Raw genomic sequence first — 19,561 nt, 5'->3', positions numbered from 1 at the left:
ACCGTAGGGTACGTGGTCGGGTACGGGTGCGGCGGGAGCCCTGCCGGGGTGCCGTTTAATCACCGTTGCCGCACTACCGACGAAGTCGCTTCGGTAGTAACATTGTCCGGGTGAAGCGACAACCGGGAGACAGAGCCGTGGCGCCGGGTCCGCTCGCGCTGGTGCAGGCATTCGTCAACAGCGTCAATGTGGAGTTCGGCCCTGACTACTTCGCCACCGCGGAGGGCCTCGCCACCTGGCTGGAACGCAACGGCCTCGGTGGCCCGCGGGTGCGGCCGGACGAGCTGGATCGCCGCGACGCCGTGACCCTGCGGGAGGCGCTCCGCGCGCTCCTGCGGGAGAACAACGGCGGGCCCGCCGACCTCCAGGCCCGCCGTACGGTCGAGCACGTCGCACGCGCCTGCCCGCTCGTCGTGGGATTCGGCGGGGAGGCCGGGAGTCTCGGCCTCCAGCCCGCGCTGACCGACGTGCGCGGGGCCCTGGCCAGGGTGCTGGCGGCCGTCGCCGGTGCCGTCGCCGACGGTTCCTGGCAGCGCCTCAAGGCGTGCGGCGAGCACCGATGTGAGTGGATCTTCTACGACCGGTCGCGAAACCGGGGCAGCAGGTGGTGTTCGATGTCGGTGTGCGGGACGCGCGCCAAGATGCGCGCCTACCGCCAGGCGAAGCGGGCGCACAGCGCGGCCGGGTGAGCCGGGCACGATCGGTGCGATCGGGTGAGCCGGGCGGGCTCGGGTGCGCCGGCCGAAGCGGGCGCGCGACGCGGTCGGCACAACGTGGTCGGCAACATAGTCGGCAATATGGTCGGCACAGCGCGGTCGGGTCGGTCAGGGAGGACCGGGTGAGGCCGGGAGGACCGGCTGGGACCGGGGCCCGGGGGCCGGGAGGACAAGATGAGCCGGGGGGAGACGGTAACCGTCTCCCCCCGGCTCACGTCACCGGTCACATCGTCACGTCACCGAGAACCACTCACCGAGGACCGCTCACTGAGAATCACTCACCGAGGCACCGAGGCACCGAGGCACCGAGGCACCGAGGCACCGAGGCACCGAGGACCGAGGAGCGCGTCGCCGACGATCACGGCGCGTTCTCCCGGCCGAGGAGCTTCCTCGCGACGACGAGCTTGGTGGCCGCCGCGGTGCCGTCCGCGAGCTGGAGCCCGACGACGTCCCTGAGTCGTTGCGCGACCGGCCCGTCCTCCGACCAGCCGAGGTGGCCCATGGTGAGCAGGGACTGGTGCACGGCCTCCATCGCCGCCTTCGGCGCCCACCACTTGGCCATGTTGGAGGGGACCCGCGGGTCCATGCCGTTGTCGGCGCGCCACAGCGCCTCGTACGACACCAGCCGGGCCGCGTGGAGCATGGTCGCGTGCTCGACCAGGGGGAAGGCGACTCCCTGGAACCTGCCGATGGGCCCGCCGAACGCCTCCCTGGCGCCCGCGTGGGCGACGGCCTCGTCGAGGGCGGCCCTGCCGACCCCGAGCGCCATCAGCGAGATGAGCGCCCGCGAGACGCCGAACCCGCGCATGACCGCGGCGAAGCCGAGTCCCGGCTCCCCGACCACGTCCCGGGGGCCGACGCGGACGTCGTCGAAGACGAGCCTGCCGCGCCCGCCGGACCGGCAGCCGAGGTCGGAGAGGACCTCGCGGGTCACCCTGGCCTCGTCGAGCCGGACGTAGAAGGCGGTGATGCCGTGCGCCCCCGCCTCCCCGGTGCGCGCGAAGACCAGGCCGTGCGTGGCGTAGGCGGCGATCATGATGGAGGTCTTCTCGCCGTTCAGCACCCACCCGTCGCCGTCGGGTTCGGCGCGCATCTCGATGCTCGCGGCGTCGGTGCCGTGGCCGGGCTCGGTGAGGCAGAGCGCGACGATCGACTCGCCGGTGGCGATCGGCGGCAGCCAGCCCGCGAGCTGTCCCGGCGTGCCGTTCGCGGCCAGGACACCGCCGATGAGGGCGGCGTTGAGCACGGGGTAGCAGACCGACAGGTCGGCCGCCGCCAGCTCCTCCAGGGCGATGCCCGCGCTCACCGCGTCGAGCCCGCGTCCCCCGTACTCCTCGGGGACCCGCAGCGAGAACAGTCCCTCCTCGCCCATCTCGGCGAGGAGCCCGGCACGGTAGCCGCGCCGCACATCGCTCTCGTGGCGGTACGGGGCCACCCTGTCGGCCGCGAACTCCCGCACCCTCTTGGCGAGTTCCTGCTGTTCACCGGTGAATTCGAAGTTCATGACCTGTCCTGTCCTAAGCCCGGAGCCGGTCGCGCAGGGCGAATTTCTGGATCTTTCCGGAGGGTGTCCTCGGCAGCGACGGCACGATCTCCAGCCGTTCCGGCCAGTACTGCTTGGCCATGCCGAGGCCCGCGAGGTGGCCGCGCATGTCGTCGAGGGTGAGCGGCGGGTCCGCCGAGGAGTCCGCCGCGACGAGGATCGCGCAGGCGCGCTCGCCCAGGCGCGGGTCCGGGTAGCCGACGACCGCCACGTCCTTGACGGCGCGGTGCCGCAGCAGGGCCGCCTCCACCTCCACGACGGGGATGTTCTCGGCGCCCCGCATGATGACGTCCTTGACCCGGCCGGTGATCCGGATGCCGCCGTAGCCGTCCTCCCTGGCCAGGTCGCCGGTGTCGAACCAGCCGTCCTCGGTCAGCGACTCCGCGTACACCTCGGGGCGGCGGAAGTAGCCCAGACACTGGGCGGCGCCGCGGACCTGGAGCAGGCCGGGCTGCCCCGCGGCCACCGGCTCGCCCTCGCGGCCGACGATCCTCACCTCCATCCCCGGTACGGGGGTGCCGTCGCTCTCGGCCGCGCGCATCGCCGGGTCCTCGGGGCGGGTGATCGTCACGCAGCCGTTCTCGCTCATGCCCCACAGGGCGTACACCCGGCAGCCGAGGACCTCCCGCGCGTCCTCCACGAGGAGCGGTGCGATCGGCGCGCTGCCGGTGGCGAACGTCACCAGCGAGGACAGGTCCCTCGGCGAGGCGCGCTGCGCCTCGATGAGGTCGGAGAGGAACGTGGGCGCGCCCATGAAGAACGTGACCTCCCGCTCCTCCAGGATCCGCAGCATCACGTCCGGGTCCCACGCGTCCACCTGAACGGCCGTCGCGCCGAGGATGAGCGGCATGACGAAGTTCCAGGTGTAGCCGGCCTGGTGGGTCGTGGGGGAACCCATCGCCGTCACTTCCCTGATGGTCAGGTGAAGCACGTCGGCCTGCGCCCTGTTCATCGCGTACAGGGTGTTGTGGCTGTGCACGACGCCCTTCGGCTCACCGGTCGTGCCGGAGGTGAACACGACCTGGGCGGGATCGTCGGGTCCGGCCTCGAGCGCGTCGAGGGCCTCGATCTCCTCGGGGGAGGGCTCGGGGCCGAGGAGGTCGCGGTCGAAGTCGAGCGCGCCGTCCGTACCGCCGTGGTCCGCACCGCCGAGCAGCACCCGGTGGCGCAGGCCGGGGACGGCGCGGGCGACCTCGGCGCTCATCTCCGCGTACGAGAAGCCGCGGAACTCGGCCGCCGCGATGTACACGGGGCTGGCGGTGAGCCGGGTCATGAACTCGACCTCGCGCCTGCGCATGATCGGCACGACCGGGCCCGCCACGGCGCCGATCCGCGCGCACGCGAGGATCGACGCGACGAGCTGCCAGGAGTTGGGCAGCTGCAGGGTCACCACGTCGCCGCGGCCCACGCCCAGCCGCACCAGGCTCGCCGCGAGGCGGTCGACGCGGTGGGCGAGCTCGGCGTAGGTCACCGTCTCGGGGACGCCGCCGCGGTAGCAGACGAGCGCCGGCTTGTCCGGGTGGCTGGCGGCGGAACGCCGGAGGTCGTCGAGGACGGTCTCGTCGCGCCACCAGCCGGCGGACCTGAAGTCGTCGTTCATCGGGGGTCCCTCCTCGGTCTGCCGAGGGCCGTCCTGGCCCGCGCGGCGACGGCCTGGGGGGTGATGCCACCCCGCTCCAGGAGATATCTCTGGCCGCCGGACACCGGTACGAACGCGTCGGGCATCGCCACCCGGTGCACCCTGACCGGCAGGATCTCGGAGAGGCTCTCGGCGACGGCGGCTCCGAAGCCCCCGGCGCGCCAGTGCTCCTCCACGGTGACCACGACGCCGGTCGTGCCCGCCGCGGCGGCGAGCGTGTCGGTGTCCAGCGGCTTGACCGTGTGCACGTGGATCACGGACGCCGCGATGCCGTCGCGCTCCAGCAGGTCCGCGGCGTCGAGGGCGGCGAGCACCGGGTACGGGCCGCAGGCGGCGAGCGTGACGTCGCCGCCCTCCCGCAGGGTGCGCGCCTGCCCGAGCCGTACGGGCGGTCCGCCGGGAAGGTCGGGGGTGGCGTTGCGGCCGAGCCGGAAGTAGACGGGGCCCGGCAGGGTGAGGGCCTGGCGGAACAATTCGTCGGTGGTGGCCGCGTCGGCCGGGACCACGACGGTCATGTTCGGCAGGTTCCGCATCACGGCCAGGTCCTCCAGCGAGTGGTGGGTGGGGCCGAGATGGCCGCCCGACACCCCGGAGTGGGTCGCGGCGATGCGGACGGGCAGGTTGTTGAGCGCGATGTCGACCTTGACGGCCTCCAGGGCCCGGGTCGAGGCGAACGCCGCCATCGTGTTCACGACGGGCACGAGTCCCTCCTTGGCGAGCCCGGCGGCGGCGCCCATGAGGGTGTGCTCGGCGATGCCCAGGTTGACGTACCTGTCGCCCGCCGTGCCGAAGTCGACCCCGCTGAACAGGCCGGTGTCGCTGTCCAGGCAGATCAACCGCTCGTCCCGCGGCATGAGTTCCACGAGCACGTCCCGGTAGACCTCACGGGACGAGCGCGTCTTCACCGTGGTCGCGGTCATCGCCGCTCTCCTTCCGAGGTGGCGCGCAGGGCGGAGAGCGCGCGGCGGTGCTGCCGGTCGCCCAGCTTGGCGTAGTGGCTGCGCGCCTGCCCCTCGATGAAGGGCAGCCCCTTGCCCTTGACGGTGTGGGCGATGATCAGGGTGGGCCGTCCCGGCTCCGGCGGCGCGGTGAACGCCGCGGTCAGCGCGGTGACGTCGTGGCCGTCCACCTCGTGGACCTGCCAGCCGAAGGCCCGCCAGCGGTCGGCGAGCGGCTCCAGGTCGCCGACGGACTCCGTCTCGCCGGTGATCTGGAGGCGGTTGCGGTCGATCACCGCGGTCAGGTTGTCCAGCCCGTGGTTCGCGGCCACGCTCGCGGCCTCCCAGACCGAGCCCTCCTGGAGCTCGCCGTCGCCCATGACCACGAAGCACCGGCGCTCGGAGCGGCCGAGCCTGGCCGCGAGCGCGACCCCGACGCCCAGCGCCAGGCCGTGGCCGAGGGAGCCGGACGGCATCTCCACGCCGGGAATCTCGGCGTGGGGGTGGGCCATGAAGGAGCTGCCCGGCAGCGCGTAGTCGGCGAGCCGCTCCTCGGGGAAGAAACCGGCCTCGCAGAGGGTCGCGTAGAGGGCGATGCCCGCGTGTCCCTTGCTCAGCAGCAGTATGTCGCGGTCGGGCGAGCCGGGGTCCCGGGGGTCGACGCGCATGATCTGGAAGTACAGGGTGGCGAGGACCTCGACGAGGGACATGGAGCCCCCCAGGTGCCCGCCCTCGGGACTCGCGCACATGTTCACGATGTGTTCCCTGATCCGGCCGGTCACCGCGGCCGGATCGGCCGTCTCGCCCGCCGGGGTCGCACCCGGCAGGGTGGAGGTGCTGCTCATGTCGGCTCCTTTCGCCTGGGTCGGTTCGGGTGCGGGCCTCACCCCGGTCGGTTCGGGTGCGGGCCGGTGAAGTCGAGACCCCGGTCAGTTCGGGTGCAGGCCGGGGAAGTCGAGCCCGAGGGACTCGGGCAGGCCGAGCCGGATGTTCATGCACTGCACCGCGTTGCCGGCACCGCCCTTGACCAGGTTGTCCAGGGCCGCGATCACCGTCACGCCGTCCGACTCCGGGTCCAGGGCGAAGCCGACGTCGCAGAAGTTGGAACCGGACAGGATCTTCGCGTCCGGGAACCGGTGCAGGCCGCGCCGCTGGGCGACCACGCGGACGAACGGCTCGTCGGCGTACCGCTCCCGGTAGGCCGAGCGGATGTCCCGCTCGCCGGCGCCGTCGGCGAGGCGTGCCCTGCACAGCAGCTGCACCCCTCGTACGGCCTCCACCCCCGTCGCCGTCATGCGGACGGGGAGCCCGGTCGCCTGGGAGATCTCCGCCTCGTGCCGGTGCCGCGTCGGGGCGAAGACCCTGAGCGCGCCACTGCGTTCGGCGTGCAGGTTCTCTGAGCCCGCGGTCGCGCCGGCGCCGCTGGAGCCGGTCCTGGCGTCGACCGTTATCTCGTCCCTGATCAGCCCGGCCTCGGCGAGCGGGGTGAGCGCCAGGATCCCGGCGTTCGCCATGCAGCCGGGCACGCTGACCCGGTCGGCCGTGCGCAGGCGCTCCCGGTGGAACTCCGGCACGCCGGGCACGAAGGTGCCGAGAAGCGCGGTGGCCTCGTGCGGCACCCCGTAGTAGTCCTCGTAGGTGTCGGCGCACCGCAGCCGGAAGTCGCCGGACAGGTCGATGATCGTGTCGGCCCTGCCGAGGAACTCCGGCATCCGGCGCATCGTCTCCCGATGAGGTGTCGCCAGGAACAGCACGTCGTAGTGGTCGAGCCGGTCCTCCGCGCAGAAGGCCAGCCGGGTCCTTCCCCTCAGGTTCGGGTGGACCCCGTCGATCTGGCGGCCCCGCAGGCGCCGCGAGGTGGCGGCGGCCAGCTCGACCTCCGGATGGGTGGTCAGGATGCGCAGGAGCTCGCCGCCGATGTAGCCGGCGGCCCCGACGACCGCGACGCGTGTCATGTCTCTCCTCTCGCGGCGGTTCTCGCGACGGCTCTCGCGACGAGATGGGCCGCGATGGCGTCCGCCACGTCGACCCTGGAACCGTGGGCCTCCTGGAAGCCCCTGAACTCCACCCGGTCGTTGACTTCGAGCACGGTCAGGTGCCCGTCGACGTCCTCGATGAGGTCGACGCCCGCGATGTCGGCGCCGACCGCCTCCGCGGCGGCGACGGCGAGCTTGGCGTGGACGGGGCCGAGCGGGCAGTACTCGCTCACGGCGCCCCGCGCCACGTTGGTGCGCCACTCCTCGCCCCGGCGGTAGGTCGCGCCGAGCGCCTCGCCGCCCACGACGAGCACGCGGAGGTCCCGGTCGGCCTTGGGCACCTGCTCCTGCAGGTAGATCACGTGCGACTGCGGGGAGGGGAGGGCGGCGACGTGTTCGAGCACGGCCGTCGCCACGGCGCGGTCCGTGACCCTGGTCACCAGCCGGCCCCAGGAGCCGACCAGCGGTTTGATCACGGCCGGATAGCCGATGTCGTCCAGGGCCTCCAGCGCCGCTTCGGTCGTCATCGCGAGCGCGGTCCTGGGCGTCGGCAGCCCGCGTTCCAGCAGGGCCGCCGACGTGTGCCACTTGTCGCCGCTGAGATGCGTGGCGGCGGCGCTGTTCAGCACCGTCACCCCCGCCGACTCCAGGGCACTCGCCGCGTAGAGCGCGCGGAAGTGCCCGACCTCGCGATTGAGGACGAGGGCGGGGCCGGTCCAGGCCGAGCCGTCCGCGACGAACAGCGACCTGGGGTCAAGGTGCTCGAACCCGGCGCCGCGTCGTTCGAGGGCGCCCATGATGCTCTTCTCCTCGAACCGCACCCGTGACGCGAGGACGGCGAGGTGAGGTGCTACGGAATCCATGGCACAGCTCCCTCCGCTACTCGCCCCAGTCTTCTTCGACGTCCGGTGCCAGCGTGAGGGTCGGGGGCTGGACGGAGGCGATCTCCAACTCGCTCCGGCAGTCCAGGCACTCGACGATCTCGCTCACCCTGGCGTCTCCGTCGATCGTCACCTCGGCCGCGCACTCAGGGCATTCCGGGCCGTTCACAACCTTCTGCATGAGCTCATCCCTGTTCGTAGTTGTCCGAGATTGTCTTTTAAACCGTAACCCCATTTCCCGTGAAACCGCTAATAAGTGGTTTTACTCAAAATGAATGACGCTGCTTATGAGGTGACCTCATAACATCAGGCTATTACCTCATAAGCAGCGCTTCTTGGGTAGGGGCCGAAAAATGGCATGCCGGATGACTAGGCTCTTCAGTGGTGATTATTTGCTTGTTTGTCGTCATCACCGGAAGTCGCCAGAAGCCCCCGGAGGTCTCCAGAGGATCTCCAGAAGTCTCCAGAAGGAGGGGTAATGCGAGGGATCGCAGAGAGTCCGGCCGTCGACGGCGACGGTACGCACCCGGCTCCGTCTGATCTTGATTTCGATTTCGGAACCGCCGAGCGCACGCCGGGCGAGGAGTTCGCGGCGGCCGTGAACGCGGCTGCGAGCGCGTCCGTGAGCACGTCCGTGAGCACGGCCGGCGAGCGAGCCGGCCTGCGGAACGGTGACCGCGCGGGTGCCGGTGCCGGTGCCGGTGAACGGGGGGATCTGGTGGTGCCCTTCGGCGTGCACCTGCCCGCGGCGTTCCCGCTCTTCGCGTCCCGCCCCCGCTACCCGGTACGCCACCTGCTGAAGACCGCGCCGGTGGCCGACGGCCCGGCGCCCTACGTCCACGAGCCGCCCCGGGGAGAGCTGGGCGGGTCGGGAACCTCCTACGCCGCCACCCCCGAGGCGGCCTTCGCGCCGAGGATCGAGCGGGCCCGGCTCACCGACCTCACCGTCTCGGTGCCGCTGCCCGAGGGGATCCTCGGGGAACCGGCCCTGCTGGCCCCGTACGTCGACTACCGCGTGCTCGTCCGGCTGTCGGTGGCGGAGAACGAGGCGCTGCTGCACGGCACCGGCGACGGGGCGATCACCGGGATGCTCCGGCTGCCCGGCACCCGCGACCGGAAGACCGGCCTCGGTCTCGAGGAGGCGGTCACCGAGGCCGCCGCCGAGGTGGAGGAGACCGGCGGCTCGTGCGACGGCGTCGTCGCCCACCCCGCCGTCTACTGGGAGATGGTCAGGACGGGCATGCTCGGCCGGCTGGCCGTGGCCGGGATCACGGTGTCGAGGACACGCATGATCCCGAAGGACACCCTGCTCATGGGAGACTTCCGCGCCGCGTTCACCCTGCTGCTGCCCGGCACCTCCTCCATCACGCTGCGCCGGGGCGCCGGGGCCGGCGGCGCCGACCTCGTCGAGGCGAGCAGCCGCGTCGGCCTCGCCGTGCACCTGCCGCAGCACCTGATGACGCTGTCGTGGGGTGGTCGCCATGGGTGACCCGCGGATCCTGTACATCACCGGGTGGATGCGCAGCGGCAGCACCCTGCTGGGCAACGTCCTCGGCGAGCTTCCCGGCGTCCTGCACGCCGGCGAGCTGCACTACCTGTGGCGCAACGGCGTGCTGAACGCCGGCACCAACTCCAGCTGCGGCTGCGGCAGGGACCTGACCGCGTGCGACGTCTGGTCCTCGGTCCTGGGAGCCGACGGCACGGCACAGGCCGGGGCCGCGCGCCGGATGGCGATCCTGCAGCGCTTCCTGCTGCGGACCCGCCACACCAGGGCCCGCCTCACGGAGGCGCAGGGCAGGAGGCCGACGGCGCCCGGCGTCGTGGAGGCGGTCGGCCGCACCGCCGCCGTCTACCGGGCGCTGGCCGCGAGCGGCGGCGAGCGCCTGATCGTGGACGGCTCGAAGTATCCCGCCGAGGCGGCCGCGCTGCTGGGGCGTACGGACCTGGACGTCCGGGTGCTGCACATGGTGCGCGACCCCCGCGCGACGGCGTTCTCCTACAAGAACGCCAAGGAGTACATCGACCCGATGAGCCCCGCCCGCAGCAGCGGGTACTGGAGCGCGTTCAACCTCGCGTCGGAGCTCGTCGGAGGGGCCGCCCCCGAACGCTACCTGCGGGTCAGGCACGAGGACCTCTGTGACCGGCCGCGCGAGGTGGTCGAGCGGGTCATGCGGTTCGCCGGGCTGGCGGGAGAGCCGCCGGTCGACGAGACCGGCCTGGTCTCGCTCAGGGAGAACCACACGGTGACCGGCAACCCCGACCGGCTGTCCAAGGGCGACACCCGGATCCGTTCCGACGAGCGCTGGCGCACCGCGCTGTCCGCGCGGGAGATCGCCGCCGCGACCGCCCCGGCCCTGCCGGTGCTCACCCGCTACGGGTATCCGCTCCTGCCGACCAGGTAGGGGACCGACAGGGAGCCCACGTCCCCGCCGACCAGGCAGGGGACCGAGAGGGACACCCCGTTCCCGCCGACCAGGCGGACACGACAGTTAGGGAGCCACATCTCATGGACCTTCGGCTCAAAGGGCGCGTGGCCCTGGTGGCGGCCTCGAGCAGCGGGCTCGGGCTGGCCGTGGCCAAGACCCTCGCGGCGGAGGGGGCGAACGTCTCGATCTGCGGCCGTGATCCCGCCAAGCTCGCCACGGCGCACGTCGAGGTCAACACGATGGGAACGGGCGAGGTGCTCAGCACCCCCGTGGACCTGCGCGACGAGCGGGCCGCCGCCGAATGGGTACGGCGGACCGCGGACACGTTCGGCGGGCTGGACATCGTGGTGACCAACTCCGGCGGGGTCCCCTTCGGGCCCGTCGACAGCTTCCAGGTCGCCGACTACCGCGCGGCCATCGACGGGAACCTCCTGCCGCACGTGAGCGTCACCCTCGCGGCGCTGCCCTTCCTCAAGGAGGGCGGCTGGGGCCGCATGCTGATGATCGCCTCGGAGTCGGTGCGCCAGCCCCACCCGGAGAGCGGCCTGTCGTCGGTGGCCCGGCTGGGCCTGCTCGGCTACATGAAGGGGCTGGTGCACGCGCTCGGCGCGAACGGGGTCACCGTCAACATCCTCGCCCCGGGTTTCCACCGCACCCCCATCCTCGACGAGCAGTTCGGCGCGGACGTGGAGACGGAGATCGCCCGCGTCGCCGAGCGGATCCCTCTCGGCCGGATCGGGGACGTGGAGGATTTCGGCGCGCTGGCCGCCATGCTCGCCAGCGACCAGGCCTCGTACGTCACGGGCACGGTTTTCGTGGCCGACGGAGGCAACACCCGCGGCATCGGCTGAGGGCGCCGGCCCAGGACATCGGCCGGACGGCCGGAAAGCTGAGGAGGAGCGAAAGATGTCCGTACTCGGACACGTCGCCAGCACGCGAAAGGCGGCACTCTACGTAGTCAAGATAGGGAGCGCGAGTCTCGGGCACGACGCGCTCTTCGACGAGGTGGCGCTGCTGCGCCGGCGTGGCGCCCGCGTGCTCCTCGTCGCGGGCGGCGCGGCCGGCATCACCCGGCACTACGCCGACATCGGCCGCAAGGTCAGGACGCTGAGCCTGCGGGGCGACAGCGAGGTGCGCTACTGCCCTCCCGAGGAGATGCCGCACATCGTGGACGCGTACGAGCGGGTGACGCTGCCGCGCGTGCGCGAGGCGCTCACCTCGCGCGGGCTCACCGTCCTCACCTCGGTCGCGCGGGACGGGGCGCTGGTGAGCGCCCAGGCCAACCGGCCGCTGCGGGCCGTGCGGGACGGCAGGACGACGGTGGTCCGCGACCACCGGGCGGGCACCGTGACCGGAGTGGCAGTGGACCGCCTCAAGGTGCTGCTCGACGCGTTCGACGTGGTGTGCCTCTCGCCGCCCGTCGCCGACGGCGCCGGCGGTTCCGCGCTCAACGTCGACGCCGACGTCCTCGCCGCCGAGCTGGCCAACGCCCTCGCCGCCGACCACCTGCGCCTCGTCACCGGCACGCCGGGCCTGCTCGCCGACCCCGAGGATCCCGCGAGCCGGCTGACCGACGTCGTGCGCGGTGAGGGGGAGCGGTTCGCGCGGGGCCGGATGCGGCAGAAGGTACGCGCGGCGGAGATCGCCCTCGACGGGAGCGCCGACGTCGCGATAACCGGGCCGCACATCCTGTCGCCCGCGTCGGGAACGCGCTTCTGGCGCGCCCCGGCGCCGGCGCCCGACCTGTCGCTCCTCGCCCGCGCCGTGGAGATCTCCTCGGTGTCGGCCGACGAGCGGGAGCTCGCCGAGTACCTGGCGGGCTGGTGCACGGAGCGCGGCGTCCACGCGGAGATCGACGCCGCCGGCAACCTCGTGGCCACCCGCGGTTCCGGCGACCGGCGGCTGCTCATGCTCGGGCACCTCGACACCGTGCCGCACCGGTGGCCGGTGCGCTGGGACGGGCTGACGATCACCGGTAGGGGCTGCGTCGACGCCAAGGCCAGCCTCGTCGCCTACCTGGAGACCCTCGCGGACATGGACGTGCCGAGCTGGGCCCAGGTGCGCGTCGTCGGCGCGGTCGAGGAGGAGGTCACCTCGGCGGGGGCCTTCCACGCCAGGGACCACTACCCGGCGGACGCGGTGGTCGTGGGCGAGCCCAGCGGCGAGAAGGCCCTCACCATCGGCTACTACGGCCTGCTCAAGGTGCGGCTGCGCGTCAGCCACAGCGTCGGCCACACGGCCGGGCAGGGGGTCACCACCGCCGCCGACCAGCTGGTGGACGTCCTGGGCAGGCTGCGCGAGGAGATCGGCGAGGCCGACTCCCAGGCGCTGGTGGCCGTGCTCGGCATCCACGCGGTGAACGGCGGGGACGTCCAGCTGGGCGAGGCCGTCATCGACGTGCGGGTTCCCCCCGCCCTGGACCTGGAACACCTCGTCGAGCTCGTCCGCCGGGTCGCGGGACCGGTCGTCGTGGAGGTGCTCCGCGCCACGCCCGGAGTGATCACCTCCCGCACCAGCCCGCTCGTGAAGGCGTTCTCGCGGGCCTTCAGGGAGGAGGGCGTGGCCCCGAGGTTCCTCGCGAAGAAGGGGAGCAGCGACATGAACACCCTCGCCACCACCTGGCGGGGGGTGCCCATGGTCGCCTACGGCGCGGGGGACTCCGCGCTGGACCACACGCCGGACGAGCACCTCGACGCCGAGGAGTTCAGGCGGGCCAGGACCGTGCTGTCCAGGGCGGTCGCGAACTGGGTGGCGCAGGCCCGCCCGCCGGAGGCGCCGGCCACGCCGCCGGACACGGCCGGTGCGGGCGCCGAGAGCACCGGGAGTACCGAGGGCGCCGAGAGCACCGGGGCCGTCGTCGGCGCCCGGCCCGCCAAGGGCGCCGGGGCCGCGAGGACCGCCGAGACCGCCAAGGGCGCCGGGATCACCGAGACCGCCGAGACCGCCGAGACCGCCGGGGCTGTCAAGACCGCCGGAGCCGCCGGGGCTGTCAAGACCGCCGGAGCCGCCGGAGCCGCCGAGACCGCTGGAGCCGCCGAGGCCGACGCGGGAGAGAGGACACCGCTATGACAACGATCGCCGTCGACGAGACCGCCGGCCACGCCTACCAGCTGTCCCACCTGGACGCGCTGGAGGCGGAGGCCGCCCACATCCTCCGGGAGACGGCCGGGGAGTTCGACCGGCCGGTGATCCTCTTCTCCGGGGGCAAGGACTCCATCGTCATGCTCCACCTGGCGCGCAAGGCGTTCGCCCCCGCGCCGGTCCCGTTCCCCCTGCTGCACGTCGACACCGGCCACAACTTCCCCGAGGTCATCGGCTACCGGGACCGCGTCGTCGCCGAGCACGGCCTGCGGCTGGAGGTCGCCTCGGTCCAGGAGCTCATCGACCGGGGCGAGCTGGCCGAGCGGCCCGACGGCTCGCGCAACCCGCTGCAGACGGTGCCGCTGCTCGACGCCATAGAGACGAACGGCTTCGACGCGGTCTTCGGCGGCGGGCGGCGGGACGAGGAGAAGGCCCGCGCCAAGGAGCGGGTGTTCTCCCTGCGCGACGACTTCGGCGGCTGGGACCCGCGACGGCAGCGGCCGGAGCTGTGGAACCTCTACAACGGACGCCACTCGCCCGGCGAACACGTCCGCGTCTTCCCGCTGTCGAACTGGACCGAGCTGGATGTCTGGCAGTACATCCTCAGGGAGGGGATCGAGCTGCCGCCGATCTACTTCGCGCACGAGCGCGAGGTCTTCTCACGCCGGGGCATGTGGCTCGCCCCCGGGGACTGGGGCGGCCCGAGGGAGGACGAGCCCCTGGAGCGGCGCCTCGTCCGGTACCGCACGGTCGGCGACATGTCGTGCACCGGCGCCGTCGACTCCAGCGCGGCGACCCTGGAGGCGGTCATCGAGGAGATCTGCTCCTCCCGGCTGACCGAGCGAGGGGCCACCCGCGCCGACGACAGGCTGAGCGAGGCCGCCATGGAGGACCGCAAACGGGAGGGCTACTTCTGATGACCACCACACTGCTGCGCTTCGCCACCGCCGGGTCCGTGGACGACGGGAAGTCCACCCTCGTCGGCCGGCTGCTGTACGACTCGAAATCGATCCTCGCCGACCAGCTGGAGGCGGTGGAGACGGCCTCGCGGAAACAGGGCCGGGAGACCGCCGACCTCGCGCTGCTCACGGACGGCCTGCGCGCCGAGCGCGAGCAGGGAATCACCATCGACGTCGCGTACCGCTACTTCGCCACCGCGCGCAGGCGCTTCATCCTCGCCGACACGCCCGGCCACGTGCAGTACACCCGCAACATGGTCACCGGCGCCTCGACCGCCGAGCTTGTGCTCATCGTCGTCGACGCCCGCAACGGCGTCGTCTCGCAGACCAGGCGGCACGCCGCCGTCGCCGGGCTCCTCCGCGTCCCCCACGTCGTGCTGGCCGTGAACAAGATGGACCTCGTCGACTGGGACGAGGGGGTGTTCGCGGCGATCGCCGAGGAGTTCACCGAGCACGCGTCCGGCCTCGGGATCGGCGAGGTGACCGCGATCCCGATCTCCGCCCTCACCGGCGACAACATCGTCACCCCCTCGCCGAACATGGACTGGCACACCGGTCCCACGATCCTGGAGCTCCTGGAGACGGTGCCGGTGGGCGTCGACCCCTCCGAGGGGCCCGCGCGGCTCCCCGTCCAGTACGTCATCCGGGCGGACGGCCACCGTTTCTACGCCGGGCAGATCTCCAGCGGCATCCTGCGGGTCGGCGAGCGCGTCACGGTGCTCCCCGGCGGGCGGACCTCCACGGTGGCGGCGATCGACGTGCTCGGCGAGCCCGCCGACACGGCGTGGGCGCCGCAGTCGGTCGCCGTACGCCTCACCGACGACGTCGACGTCTCCAGGGGCTCCCTCATCGTGCCGGAGAACGCGGCGCCCGCCCTCACCCGCGAGCTGCGCACGACCACGTGCCACCTGCACGAGCGTGACCTGCGTGTCGGGGAACGGGTCCTGGTCAAGCACGCCACCAGGACGGTCCAGGCGGTCGTCGAGGACATCGTGCCCTCCGCCGCCCTGGGGGATCTGACCTGCGCGCCGGAGGCGGACGGTCTCGCCGTCAACGAGATCGCGAGTGTCGTGCTGCGTACCACCGACCCTCTCGCGGCCGATCCCTACGCGCGGTCCCGCATGACCGGCTCCTGCCTGCTGATCGACCCGGCGGACGGGAGCACCCGCTCGGCGGGGATCGTCGAGGAGACGCTCGCGGGGTGAGGACACCCGGTGACGTCAGGGCGGCATCGGGGTGGTTCACCCGGCATCCTCAGGGTGAGTCACCCGGCGCCCGCGCTTTCACGGCTTCACGGCGCTTCTCGTCCGCCCGCCCGTTCGGGCGGTGTGCCGGGACGGTGGTGTGCAGAGACGGTGGTGTGCCGAACGGCGGTGTACTGAGACGGCGTCCGCGGCCTCGGGGTGATTCACCCGGCGTCTTCAGGGTGAGTCACCCGGTGGGAACCTTCGGGGTCTTCAGGGCCTTCAGGGGGACCTTCACGGAGAAGGGTCTTCAGGGGGAAGGGCCCGCAGATGGAGGACGACCGGCTCAGCCGGCGAAGGGGTAGCCGCGCAGTGACTGCTGGAAGGCCTTGCGCGCGATCGGGACGTACCCCGAGGTCGCGGCGCCGGTGGAGAGGGCCATGGTCACCGGCAGCGGGCCCGGCGGGGAGGGGAGGGTGAGGCTGGCCGCCTTGGGCAGGCCCCAGAGCTCGTCGCCGTTGGCGACGAGGCAGGCCACGCCCAGGCCGGCCTTGGCGGCCGCGCGCAGCCCGACGAGCTCGGCGCCCTCGTAGCCGACACGCCACGGGACGTCCGACTCGTCGAGCGTGTCCACGATGCGGCCGCGCAGCGTGCACGGTTCGGTGAAGAGTGTGAGCGGGAGCGCGGCGCCCTCTCCGTGGGCCGGACGCCCGAACCAGTCCATGCGCATCCGGCCGAGCTCCTGGCTCGTGGCGCCGGCCCCGTGGGGCTCCGTCTGGAGGAGCAGCGCCAGGTCCAGCTGGCCGGTGTTCACCCGGCCCTCCAGGGATTCGCTCAGCCCCGTCTGGACGCTGACCTGGGCGTGCGGCATGCCCTTGGTGAGCAGCCGCAGGATCTCGGGGAGCGCCTCCGCGAGCTGGTTGACGATCCCGATCGACAGCCGCACGTTCCCGGGCGGGGGGACGAAACGGCCCACCGCCTCGTCGTTGAGTGCCACGAGACGGCGGGCGTACCCGAGGAGTTCCTCGCCCTGCGGGCTGAGTTGCAGCTTCCGGCCGGTCGAGGTGAATATGGGGCCCTTGACGAGGCCGCTCAGCTGGCGAATTTGCTGGCTGATGGCGGGCTGGGTTATGTGCAGGGCCTCCGCGGCCCTCCGGAAACCGCCGACATCGACTACGGTGACCAATGCTCTCAGCCGATTTATTTGCAGGTCGTGGTACATTCTTCCTCTTAAGCTGACCTAGTAGGAAAGTGTCGAGCCATCTGCTGGAGGTGGCTTCTGAACAAATAGGTCGCGGGCTTTTTCCGGATATTCACGCCATGCTCTAGTAAGGCAGCTGGATCCCCTTGGGAGTGCGGGTGTCGAGGGCGTACCGGGTGCCGGTCGAGCGTTTCCTCTTCTGCCGGGGGACCCGGACGAGTCGTTTCCGCGGTCGGCGAATGTGCCTCCGCTCCATGATCTCCTCCAGTCTTCTGGTCCGGATGCGGTCAGCGTAGCTCCGGAGGACCGGGAGCTCCTACACACAGGGCCACGAGTGCGATGTGAAACTCTCATGCCCGCCTGATGACGCGAAAACTATTCTCACCGCCGGATCGGACGGACAATTTACTTATTCGAACTCGTCCAGATCGAGGAGACGGTGATGGTGACCTTGAACGCTTCACGGACCGAGCGGCTGACGGAGCACGACCGGCTCTTCGCCGAGTTCCCGGAGAACTCCTGGGCCGAGCCCGCCGGTGACCCCGTCGCCACGCTCGCGGAGTCCGGCGTCCACCTCCACCGCCGGCAGGAGGCGCCCGGGGCGGATACCGTGCTCGTGAAGTGCGAGGTCCTCGACGACCTCGTCATCGAGGACCTCGACCATCCCGCTCCCGTCGTGGCCGCCTGGACCTACTGCGGATGAAGGATCCCATCGACGACAGGGCGGCCTCACCACTGATCGGATTCAAGCGCCACCTGCGGGCGGTGACGATCCCGGGGGAGGCGGTCTACCTCACCTCGGCCCGGGGGACGGTCGCCCTGTCCGGCGGGCGGATCCAGGTGCTCGCGCCGCTGCTGGACGGCGGCCACACCCTGGCCGAGGTGCGAAGGCGCGTGGCGCCCGAGATCTCGGCCGCGCAGCTCGGGCGGATCCTCGGCAGGCTGGCGGAGGCGAACCTCGTCGGATCCCGCCGCCCCCCGCGGGGCGGCGCCGATGTCGCGTCCGAGGCCTACTGGGACCTCGGGCGGGTGGACGCGGACCGGGCCGCGTCGGCCCTGGCGGAGTCGTCCGTCAGGCTCGTCGCCCTCGGCGGCGTCGACACGGGGCCCGTGACCGAGGCGTTGCGGTCGGCGGGCGTCGCCGTCGAGGAGGACGGCGACCGGCCCGCGGCCCTCACCCTCGTCCTCTGCGACGACTACCTCGACCCGGAGCTGGAGCGGGTCAACGAGCGGCGGCTGGCGGACGGGCGGCCCTGGCTGCTGGCCAAGCCGACCGGCGCCGACCTGTGGGTCGGCCCGTTCTTCCGGCCGGGAGAGGGGCCCTGCTGGTCCTGCCTGACCACGCGGCTGCGCGGGCACCGGCGCGGGGAGGCGCGGCTGCGGAACGTGTCGAAGACGGGCGTCGTCAGCCCGCCCGACGCGTCGCTGCCCCTCACCCGTGCCCTCGGGGCGCAGTTCGCGGCCCTGGAGGCGGCCAAGTGGCTGGCCGGGGCGCGCGACGAGCACCAGGACACGGTGTGGACGCTGGACACCTTCTCGCTGGAGGGTCTGCGGCACCGCGTGGAGAGACGTCCGCAGTGTCCCTCCTGCGGTGACTCCGGGCTGGTGGCGGCGAGCGTCGGCAGGCCCGTCGTCATCGCGTCCAGGAGCAAGGCGGCCGTGGGCGGCAACGGGCACCGCGCGCTCGCCTCCGAGCTGGTGTGGGAACGCTACCGCCATCTGGCCGACCCCCTCACCGGGATCACGGACGAGATCCGGCGCGACCCGCGGAGCCCCTCCTTCCTGCACTGCTACCTCTCCGGGCCGAACCTCGCGCTCACCGACGACAGCCTCTCCGCGATGAGGGCCGGTCTGCGCCAGCAGAGCGGCGGCAAGGGGAGCACCGACATCGAGGCCAGGGTGGGCGCGCTCTGCGAGGCGGTGGAGAGACACTGCGGCTCGCGGCACGGTGACGAGCCGACGGTGCGAGACAGCCTCCGCGGCCTGGGCGAGCGAGCCGTGCGTCCCGACGAGTGCCAGCACTTCCACCGGCGCCAGTTCGAGGACCGCACCCGCTGGAACGCCGAGAGCATGGCCTTCCAGCACGTCCCCGAGCCGTTCGACGACGAGGAGGTCGTCGAGTGGACCCCGGTGTGGTCGCTCACCGCGAAGCGGCACCGCCTGCTCCCCACCGACCTGCTCTACTTCAGCAGGAGCGGCCATCCGTCGGTGCGCGCGACCTCGAACGGGAACGCCGCTGGCTCCAGCGTCGAGGACGCGATCGTCCAGGGCTTCCTGGAACTGGTGGAGCGCGACGCGGTGGCCATCTGGTGGTACAACCGCACGCGCCAGCCCGCCGTGGACCTCGGCTCGTTCGGCGACCCGTGGATCACCGGCCTCCGGGCGCGCTACGAGGACATCGGCCGGGAGTTCTGGCTCCTCGACGTCACCTCCGACCTCGGCATCCCCGTCATGGTGGCGATCTCGCGGCGCGTCGACAAGCCGGCCGAGGACATCATGCTCGGCTTCGGCGCCCACTTCGACCCCCGGATCGCCGCGCGGCGCGCGCTCACCGAACTCGGGCAGCTGCTCCCGGCCGTCGCCGGGGCACGCGCCGACGGGACGGGGTACGGCCCGACCGATCGCCACATCCAGGAGTGGTGGCTCACCGCGACGACCGGGAACCAGCCCTATCTCCGCCCCCACGAGAAGCGGGCCCCGCGGACCCTGCGCGGCTACGCCTACACCCCTCGCGGTGATCTGCGGGAGGACGTCGAGCACATCGTCACGCTGGCCGGGCGGATGGGCCTGGACGTCCTCGTCCTCGACCAGACGCGTCCCGACATCGGCATGCCGGTCGTCAAGGTCGTCGTTCCCGGCCTGCGGCACTTCTGGGCGAGGTTCGGACCCGGCCGGCTGTACGACGTTCCCGTCCTCCTCGGGCGTCTCGACAGGGCGACGGCCTACGAGGACCTCAACCCGATTCCCCTGTTCATGTAGCCGTTCCGCCTCGACAAGGGTGAGGAGACACAGGATGG

Annotated in this window: 17 protein-coding genes; 9 read left to right on the top strand and 8 right to left on the bottom strand. The window is 72.2% G+C overall.

The window, feature by feature from the left end; all coding sequences use genetic code 11:
• Positions 1-110 precede the first annotated feature (110 nt).
• Positions 111-689, top strand: a complete 579-nt coding sequence (locus ACFFRH_RS10425) for a CGNR zinc finger domain-containing protein (protein WP_386155903.1) — start codon at positions 111-113, stop codon at positions 687-689.
• A 385-nt stretch (positions 690-1,074) separates the two neighbouring features.
• On the opposite strand, the gene ACFFRH_RS10420 is transcribed toward ACFFRH_RS10425, so the two are convergent.
• The 7 genes from ACFFRH_RS10420 to ACFFRH_RS10390 all read right to left on the bottom strand — a co-directional run bounded on the left by ACFFRH_RS10420 (position 1,075) and on the right by ACFFRH_RS10390 (position 7,874).
• On the bottom strand, positions 1,075-2,220 hold the full coding sequence (locus ACFFRH_RS10420; protein ID WP_344745364.1) for an acyl-CoA dehydrogenase family protein: 1,146 nt from the start codon (positions 2,218-2,220) through the stop codon (positions 1,075-1,077).
• Between the two features lie 13 nt (positions 2,221-2,233).
• Positions 2,234-3,859, bottom strand: a complete 1,626-nt coding sequence (locus tag ACFFRH_RS10415) for an AMP-binding protein (protein ID WP_344745365.1) — start codon at positions 3,857-3,859, stop codon at positions 2,234-2,236.
• Positions 3,856-4,818, bottom strand: coding sequence for a transketolase family protein (locus tag ACFFRH_RS10410; RefSeq protein ID WP_344745366.1), 963 nt, complete (start codon positions 4,816-4,818; stop codon positions 3,856-3,858). Before ACFFRH_RS10410 ends, ACFFRH_RS10415 begins: the two co-directional genes overlap by 4 nt.
• A complete protein-coding gene (locus ACFFRH_RS10405) occupies positions 4,815-5,681 on the bottom strand; it encodes a transketolase (protein WP_344745367.1) in 867 nt (288 codons plus the stop codon). The genes ACFFRH_RS10410 and ACFFRH_RS10405 overlap by 4 nt, the downstream gene beginning before the upstream one ends.
• Before the next feature lie 84 nt (positions 5,682-5,765).
• Positions 5,766-6,791 carry an N-acetyl-gamma-glutamyl-phosphate reductase gene (gene argC, locus ACFFRH_RS10400; protein WP_386155899.1) on the bottom strand — a complete coding sequence of 342 codons (1,026 nt, stop codon included), beginning with the start codon at positions 6,789-6,791 and terminating at the stop codon, positions 5,766-5,768.
• Positions 6,788-7,675 (bottom strand): RimK family alpha-L-glutamate ligase, encoded by an 888-nt coding sequence (locus ACFFRH_RS10395; RefSeq protein ID WP_386155897.1) that lies wholly within the window; start codon positions 7,673-7,675, stop codon positions 6,788-6,790. Before ACFFRH_RS10395 ends, argC begins: the two co-directional genes overlap by 4 nt.
• Before the next feature lie 16 nt (positions 7,676-7,691).
• Positions 7,692-7,874, bottom strand: a complete 183-nt coding sequence (locus ACFFRH_RS10390) for a lysine biosynthesis protein LysW (RefSeq protein WP_344745370.1) — start codon at positions 7,872-7,874, stop codon at positions 7,692-7,694.
• Positions 7,875-8,171: 297 nt separating this feature from the next.
• On the opposite strand from ACFFRH_RS10390, the gene ACFFRH_RS10385 reads away from it, so the two are divergent.
• From ACFFRH_RS10385 to ACFFRH_RS10360, 6 genes are all read left to right on the top strand, one after another.
• Positions 8,172-9,182 carry a family 3 encapsulin nanocompartment shell protein gene (locus ACFFRH_RS10385; RefSeq protein WP_344745371.1) on the top strand — a complete coding sequence of 337 codons (1,011 nt, stop codon included), beginning with the start codon at positions 8,172-8,174 and terminating at the stop codon, positions 9,180-9,182.
• The gene (locus tag ACFFRH_RS10380; RefSeq protein ID WP_344745372.1) at positions 9,175-10,095 is read left to right on the top strand and encodes a sulfotransferase; all 921 of its coding nucleotides are present in this window, start codon (positions 9,175-9,177) and stop codon (positions 10,093-10,095) included. Before ACFFRH_RS10385 ends, ACFFRH_RS10380 begins: the two co-directional genes overlap by 8 nt.
• Positions 10,096-10,199: 104 nt before the next feature.
• Positions 10,200-10,970, top strand: a complete 771-nt coding sequence (locus ACFFRH_RS10375; RefSeq protein WP_344745374.1) for an SDR family NAD(P)-dependent oxidoreductase — start codon at positions 10,200-10,202, stop codon at positions 10,968-10,970.
• 55 nt (positions 10,971-11,025) lie between these two features.
• The gene (locus tag ACFFRH_RS10370; RefSeq protein WP_344745375.1) at positions 11,026-13,188 is read left to right on the top strand and encodes a M20/M25/M40 family metallo-hydrolase; all 2,163 of its coding nucleotides are present in this window, start codon (positions 11,026-11,028) and stop codon (positions 13,186-13,188) included.
• Entirely contained in the window at positions 13,185-14,117 is a 933-nt protein-coding gene (cysD, locus tag ACFFRH_RS10365) for a sulfate adenylyltransferase subunit CysD (protein WP_344745377.1), read from the top strand. Before ACFFRH_RS10370 ends, cysD begins: the two co-directional genes overlap by 4 nt.
• Entirely contained in the window at positions 14,117-15,364 is a 1,248-nt protein-coding gene (locus ACFFRH_RS10360; protein ID WP_386155893.1) for a sulfate adenylyltransferase subunit 1, read from the top strand. The genes cysD and ACFFRH_RS10360 overlap by 1 nt, the downstream gene beginning before the upstream one ends.
• A 325-nt stretch (positions 15,365-15,689) precedes the next feature.
• On the opposite strand, the gene ACFFRH_RS10355 is transcribed toward ACFFRH_RS10360, so the two are convergent.
• Positions 15,690-16,565, bottom strand: coding sequence for a LysR substrate-binding domain-containing protein (locus tag ACFFRH_RS10355; RefSeq protein ID WP_344745378.1), 876 nt, complete (start codon positions 16,563-16,565; stop codon positions 15,690-15,692).
• 421 nt (positions 16,566-16,986) lie between these two features.
• On the opposite strand from ACFFRH_RS10355, the gene ACFFRH_RS10350 reads away from it, so the two are divergent.
• Both ACFFRH_RS10350 and ACFFRH_RS10345 read left to right on the top strand, forming a co-directional pair.
• Positions 16,987-17,247, top strand: coding sequence for a hypothetical protein (locus ACFFRH_RS10350; RefSeq protein ID WP_344745380.1), 261 nt, complete (start codon positions 16,987-16,989; stop codon positions 17,245-17,247).
• On the top strand, positions 17,244-19,523 hold the full coding sequence (locus tag ACFFRH_RS10345; RefSeq protein WP_386155891.1) for a TOMM precursor leader peptide-binding protein: 2,280 nt from the start codon (positions 17,244-17,246) through the stop codon (positions 19,521-19,523). Before ACFFRH_RS10350 ends, ACFFRH_RS10345 begins: the two co-directional genes overlap by 4 nt.
• Positions 19,524-19,561 lie beyond the last annotated feature (38 nt).

Origin of the sequence: Streptosporangium vulgare (assembly GCF_042428775.1) — a bacterium.
Lineage (GTDB): Bacteria > Actinomycetota > Actinomycetes > Streptosporangiales > Streptosporangiaceae > Streptosporangium > Streptosporangium vulgare.
The sequence above is the reverse complement of the archived record's forward strand: the minus strand, read 5'-3'. Positions and strand labels throughout refer to the sequence as shown.